The 5,201-nt window shown below is 66.9% G+C and carries 5 protein-coding genes and 1 pseudogene; 1 reads left to right on the forward strand and 5 read right to left on the reverse strand.

Annotated features, from left to right (window positions below; genetic code table 11):
* The 3 genes from KXJ60_RS05720 to KXJ60_RS05730 form a co-directional block, all read right to left on the reverse strand.
* Window positions 1-387: DUF1365 family protein (locus tag KXJ60_RS05720; RefSeq protein ID WP_291125042.1), on the reverse strand; the 387-nt coding region annotated here is incomplete at its 3' end.
* Window positions 384-1,799, reverse strand: coding sequence for an FAD-dependent oxidoreductase (locus KXJ60_RS05725; protein ID WP_291125045.1), 1,416 nt, complete (start codon window positions 1,797-1,799; stop codon window positions 384-386). The genes KXJ60_RS05720 and KXJ60_RS05725, both read right to left, overlap by 4 nt.
* A gap of 339 nt (window positions 1,800-2,138) precedes the next feature.
* Window positions 2,139-2,681, reverse strand: a complete 543-nt coding sequence (locus KXJ60_RS05730; RefSeq protein ID WP_291125053.1) for a glutathione peroxidase — start codon at window positions 2,679-2,681, stop codon at window positions 2,139-2,141.
* A gap of 292 nt (window positions 2,682-2,973) precedes the next feature.
* Here KXJ60_RS05730 and KXJ60_RS05735 point away from each other — a divergent pair, with 292 nt between their 5' ends.
* Complete coding sequence (locus KXJ60_RS05735) at window positions 2,974-3,819, forward strand: ferritin-like domain-containing protein (protein ID WP_291125048.1); 846 nt, start codon at window positions 2,974-2,976, stop codon at window positions 3,817-3,819.
* Between the two features lie 58 nt (window positions 3,820-3,877).
* Here the strand turns inward: KXJ60_RS05735 and KXJ60_RS05740 are convergent, their stop codons facing one another.
* Window positions 3,878-4,474: a rhomboid family intramembrane serine protease gene (locus tag KXJ60_RS05740; RefSeq protein ID WP_291125051.1), complete on the reverse strand. Its 597-nt coding sequence runs from the start codon at window positions 4,472-4,474 to the stop codon at window positions 3,878-3,880.
* A 9-nt stretch (window positions 4,475-4,483) separates the two neighbouring features.
* Window positions 4,484-5,201 (reverse strand): annotated as a pseudogene (locus KXJ60_RS05745) (glutamine-synthetase adenylyltransferase); the annotation flags it as partial.

Genomic DNA, 5,201 nt, shown 5'->3' on the forward strand with positions numbered 1-5,201 from the left:
GGTGTTGATCACCTCGGCGAGCACGGCGCGCAGCGAGCCATCGGCGCGGTGGCAGTACCAGAAGCTCACGGGCTTGAAGCTGTAGCCGAGCACGCGTGGGTAGGTGTGCAGCCACACCTCGCCGTGGGCGTCGTCGATGCCGTGTTGCTGCAGCACGCTGTCCAGCCAGGCCAGGCTGTCGGCGCGGCCGTCGCCATGGTCGGCGTCGTGAAAGCTGAGCGCTGCGCGGCGGTTGCGCGCGAGTGCGCCCGGGCCGTACGCGCGCAGGCTGCGCATGGGCAGCATGAGGAAGTAGGTCGGGTAGGCGAACGCGTTGCGCTGCGGGCGGTGACGCGTGTGGCGCACCTGGCCAAAGCCAATCTGCGCGACCGGCGCGGCGGCGTTCATGCAAACACCCCCGGCAGCGCGGCGCGGCGTGCGTCACTCTCGCTGGCTTGTGGCAGGAGGCCCTTGGCGTCGATCAGGGCGCGTGCGGCCTGCAACCCGGATTTGAGCCCGTCCTCATGGAAGCCATAGCCGGTCCACGCGCCAGCAAACCAGGTGTGATGCTGGCCCTGCATGTGGGGCACGCGCGACTGGGCCCGAATCGCCGGCAGATCGAACACGGGATGGTCGTACGCGTACTCGCCCACCACCTGGGTGGGGTTGATCTCGCGCTGCGGGTTGAGCGAGACCACCACCGGCTGCGTGACCGGCAGCGGTTGCAGCCGGTTGAGCAGGTAGTGCAGGCAGACCTGCGCCGATTCCACGTTCGCGCTGGGTGCGCGCTCGTAGTTCCAGGCGGCCCAGGCGCGCGGGTTCTCGGGCAATACCGAGGCGTCGGTGTGCAGCACGGCGCGGTTGGGCTGGTAGCGGATCGCGCCCAGCACTTCGCGCTCGGTGGCGCTGGCTTGCGGGCCGAGCAGGCGCAGGGCCTGGTCGCTGTGGCAGGCCATCACGATGGCGTCGAAGCGCTCGACCTGGCCTTGCGTGACCACGCGCACACCCGCCTCATCGCGCAGCACCTGCTCCACCGGCGTTGACAGGCGCTTGTCGGCAATGCGCTCAACGATCCGGTTGACGTAGCGGCGCGCGCCACCGGGCACCGTGTACCACTGCGGCCGGTTCGTGATCTGGAGCAGGCCGTGGTTGTGGCAGAAGCGCACCATGGTGGCCACGGGAAAGGCGAGCATCTGGTCGGTGGGGCAGCTCCAGATGCAGCCCATCATGGGCAGGAAGTACCAGTCCCGGAATTCGTCGGAGAAGCGTTGTGCACGCAGGAAATCGCCCAGTGGCTGCAGCAGCGGGCTGTTGGGCTGCAGGTCTTCCCCTCGCTCGGCCAGGCGCGTGACCACGCGGTTGAAGCGAACGATGTCGGCCAGCATGCGCAGGAAACGCGGGTTCGCCAGGTTGTGGCGCTGGGCAAACACGCTGGAGAGGTCGCTGCCGCTCCACTCCAGCGCTGCACCGCCGCGCCCGGCGCCCGGCACCTGCACCGAGAACGACATGTCGGATTTGGCGATCGGCACTTCCAGCGCCGAGAACAACGCGAGCAGGTTCGGATAGGTCCGTTCGTTGAGCACCAGAAAACCGGTGTCGACGCCAAAAGCGGTGGGCACCCCCTGCGCGTTGGGCAGCGTCATGTCGACCGTGTGGGTGTGCCCGCCGAAGTAGTCGCCGGCTTCATACAGCGTGATGTCCGCCAGGCCTTGCAGCGTGTGTGCGGCGGCCAGGCCCGAGATGCCGGAGCCGACGATGGCCACCCGTGCGGCGCGCGCCGTGCCGTGAGGGTGTGGTGAGGGAGTGAGGTCTGAGTACATGGTCAGACCTCAACGCCGTGGGGTCGCGCGCCGGGTACAGGGCGACCGCCGTGGCCAATACAAAAGACTGCGAAGCGCCCCCAGACGAACAAGGGAGGGAGGGAGGAGGAGGAGAAGCGCCTCGGGATTGCAACCGGATCACTCGGACCCGGAAGGCTTCGCAGTGCAAAACGAATGTGGGCGGATGGCGTTGCCGCCAACCTGCAGGCTACGACGCGACGCGCCGCAGAAAAGTTCCACGGCTGTGCGCGCGGGGCATGCGTGGTGGGACGGTGGCAGGTTGAAGGCTTGGGCAAAGGCATGGCTTGATACTTGTTGGTTTTTATTGTGACTGATCAGTCACAATTTAGTCGACAGAAACTTTTCTATTTCCTTCACCAATGTGGGGTTTTTGGGATCGACGCCGCTGGCGTAGCTGCGCACGGTCTGTCCGTCGCGTCCGATCAGGTACTTGTGGAAATTCCAGCGAGGCGCCTCGCCCGTCTTCTCGGCCAGCTGGCGGTACAGCGGGTTGGCGTTGCGCCCGACCACGCTGGTCTTGCTGAACATCGGGAATTTCACGCCGAAGGTGTTTTCACAGAAGTCGGCAATCGCCTGGTTGTTGCCAGGCTCCTGGCTGCCGAAGTCGTTGGCGGGAAAGCCCAGCACCACCAGGCCTTGCGACTGGTAACGGGCATACAGGGCCTCCAGCCCTTCGTACTGTGTGGTGAAGCCGCAGAAACTGGCGGTGTTCACCACCAGCACCACCTTGCCGCTGTACTGGCACAGCGACTGGGGCTTCTCGTCCTGCAGGCGGTCGAAGCGGTGTTGCAGCAGCGCGGGGCAGGTCGCGGGTGTGGCGGCAGCTGGCCGTGCCGCCTGGGCGCTGGCGGCAGAGGGCATGAGCCCCACGGTCAGGCAGCCCAGGGCGAGCACCAGGGATGGGAAGTGGCGTGTGTTCATCGTGGGGGCTCCGGCGTTCAAAAGCTTGATTCCATCATGGGTCCATGTCCCGCTCAAGCGGGTGCTCAGTTCGCGAGGCCGCGTCGTGCATGGAATACGCGCGGCACTCACGGACGGATTCAAACGCATTCGCCGGAACTTTCCCATCGTCTTTCTCCCCGTACAGCGGGGTGTGGCATGTCACCGCGCTGAAAGCCCCCCGCATAGAATGCTCGCGTTAGGAAAGACCACCATGCTGTACCCCGAACTCTTCAAACAACTCGAATCCGTGCGCTGGGACATGGACAAGGACATCCCTTGGGACCGGTTCGACGCCAGCGCCCTGACCGACGAACAGGCGCAGACCATCAAGATGAATGCCATCACCGAGTGGGCGGCGCTGCCGGCCACCGAGATGTTCCTGCGCGACAACCGCGACGATTCGGATTTCTCGGCCTTCATGTCGATCTGGTTCTTTGAAGAGCAGAAGCATTCCCTCGTGCTCATGGAGTACCTGCGCCGCTTCCGCCCGGAGCTGGTGCCGACCGAACAGGAGCTGCACGACATCCGTTTCGAATTCGATCCCGCCCCGCCCCTGGAAACCCTGATGTTGCATTTCTGCGGCGAGATCCGGCTGAACCACTGGTACCGGCGCGCCAGCGAGTGGCACACCGAGCCGGTGATCAAGCAGATTTACAGCACGCTCAGCCAGGACGAAGCCCGCCACGGGGGCGCCTACCTGCGCTACATGAAGCGCGCCATCGGCAAGTTTGGCGACGAGGCGCGCACAGCCTTCGCCAAGGTGGGTGTGCTCATGGCCAGCGCGCGGCGCACCGCACAGGCGCTGCACCCGACCAACCTGCACGTGAACAAGGACCTGTTCCCCAACGACACCATCCAGAGCCGTCTGCCCAATCCGGAGTGGCTGGAGCACTGGCTGGACAAGCAGATCCACTTCGATGCCGTGTGGGAAACGCGCGTGGTCGAGCGCATCCTGCACAACATGAGCCTGCTGATGGAGCAAAGCTTCAAGACGGTGCAGGAGCTCAACCGCTTCCGCAAGTCGTTGGCTGTGGCGCCCACACCCTCGGCCGCCTGAGCCCGTTCAGGCCCGCAGCAGGAGCCCGCTTCGGCGGGCTTTTTTCTGCGCGTCGCCGTCAGTGTGCGGCACGGCGCGAGCCGGGCAGCGCGGCCACCAACAGACCGAGCACCACGCCCCAGAACGCGCCCGTCACGTGCGCGGCCTGCACCACCGCCAGGTGGTTGCTAGCGTCCCACACGATCGGTTGCGACCAGCCCCGCTCCAGCACGACCTTGGTGAGCACGCCCCAGATCAGCAGCCCACCCCAGAACCGCGAGCCCCGGATCGGAATGCGGTCCAGCGCAATCTGCACGGCCAGCAACAGCGTGCCGGCGTGCATCAGGCCCGAGAGGCCTGCGGCGTACGTCACCTGCGGCCACCACAGCAGAGCGATCTGTGTGAGCGGCCAGGCCAGCAGCCATGCGAGCGTGCAGCGGACGTCGGGCCGCAGCACCCATCCAGCCGCCGCGACACCGCCCAGCGCCAGCAGGTTGCTGATGAGGTGCGGCGGATTGAGGTGTATCCAGGCGCTGGTCCACAGCGTCCAGGGCTGACCGGCCCACTCGGACGCCCGCCACACCAGCGGGCTTTGGCCTTGCTGGCCCGACCACCACAGCAGCAGGCTGGCGGCGCCGTGCAGGCCGCAGAGCCACAACCAGCTGCGTGAGCGCATCGCGATGCGTTACGCGGGTGCGGGCACCCGGCCCAGCACGTGCTGCCACAGGGCGAGCACGGCGCTGGAGGCGTCCTGCACTTCGCTGGCGTCCACCTGGGTGGGCGCCTCGTCCAGCCGCGCGCGGTGCTGGATCTGGCGCAGCGCGCGGTACGCGCGGGCGGCCGCCTCGCCCATGCCCGGGGCCAGCAGGCCGGCGGTTTCCGCGCGGCGCAGCAGGTTGATGTTGCCGGTGTTGGCGCGCAGCTCCGGGTGGGCGCGCGAGTGCAGCAGCACGAGGTACTGCACCACGAACTCCACGTCGACCATGCCGCCGGGGCTGTGCTTGACGTCAAAGCGCGTGCCGCGCACCGGGTGGGCCGCGCGCACCTTGCCGCGCATGGCCACGATCTCGGCGGCCAGCGATGCGGGGTCGCGCTCGGCGGTGATCACCGCCTCGCGCACGGCATCGAACTGCCCGGCCAGCGGCACTCCGCCGAGCACGAAGCGCGCGCGTGTCATGGCCTGGTGTTCCCAGGTCCAGGCGGTGTTGCTGCCGCGTTGCTGCTGGTAGTTGGCGTAGGCGTTGAAGCTGGTGACCAGCAGGCCCGAGTTGCCGTTGGGGCGCAGCGCGGTGTCGATCTCGAACAGGTCGCCCTCGCCGGTTTTCACGGTCAGCCAGTTGATCATCTTGCGCACGAAGGCGGCATAGATCTCGGCCGCGTTGTCGTGTTCGTCTTCGTAGACG

Origin of the sequence: Hydrogenophaga sp. (genome assembly GCF_019264445.1) — a bacterium.
Taxonomy (GTDB): Bacteria; Pseudomonadota; Gammaproteobacteria; order Burkholderiales; family Burkholderiaceae_C; genus Hydrogenophaga.

Bases quoted from the DNA above. Each gene is read 5' to 3' on its own strand.
- KXJ60_RS05730 (WP_291125053.1), bottom strand. From the start codon at position 2,681: ATGCCCTCTGCCGCCAGCGCCCAGGCGGCACGGCCAGCTGCCGCCACA.
- KXJ60_RS05740 (WP_291125051.1), bottom strand. From the start codon at position 4,474: ATGCGCTCACGCAGCTGGTTGTGGCTCTGCGGCCTGCACGGCGCCGCC.
- KXJ60_RS05725 (WP_291125045.1), bottom strand. From the start codon at position 1,799: ATGTACTCAGACCTCACTCCCTCACCACACCCTCACGGCACGGCGCGC.
- KXJ60_RS05735 (WP_291125048.1), top strand. From the start codon at position 2,974: ATGCTGTACCCCGAACTCTTCAAACAACTCGAATCCGTGCGCTGGGAC.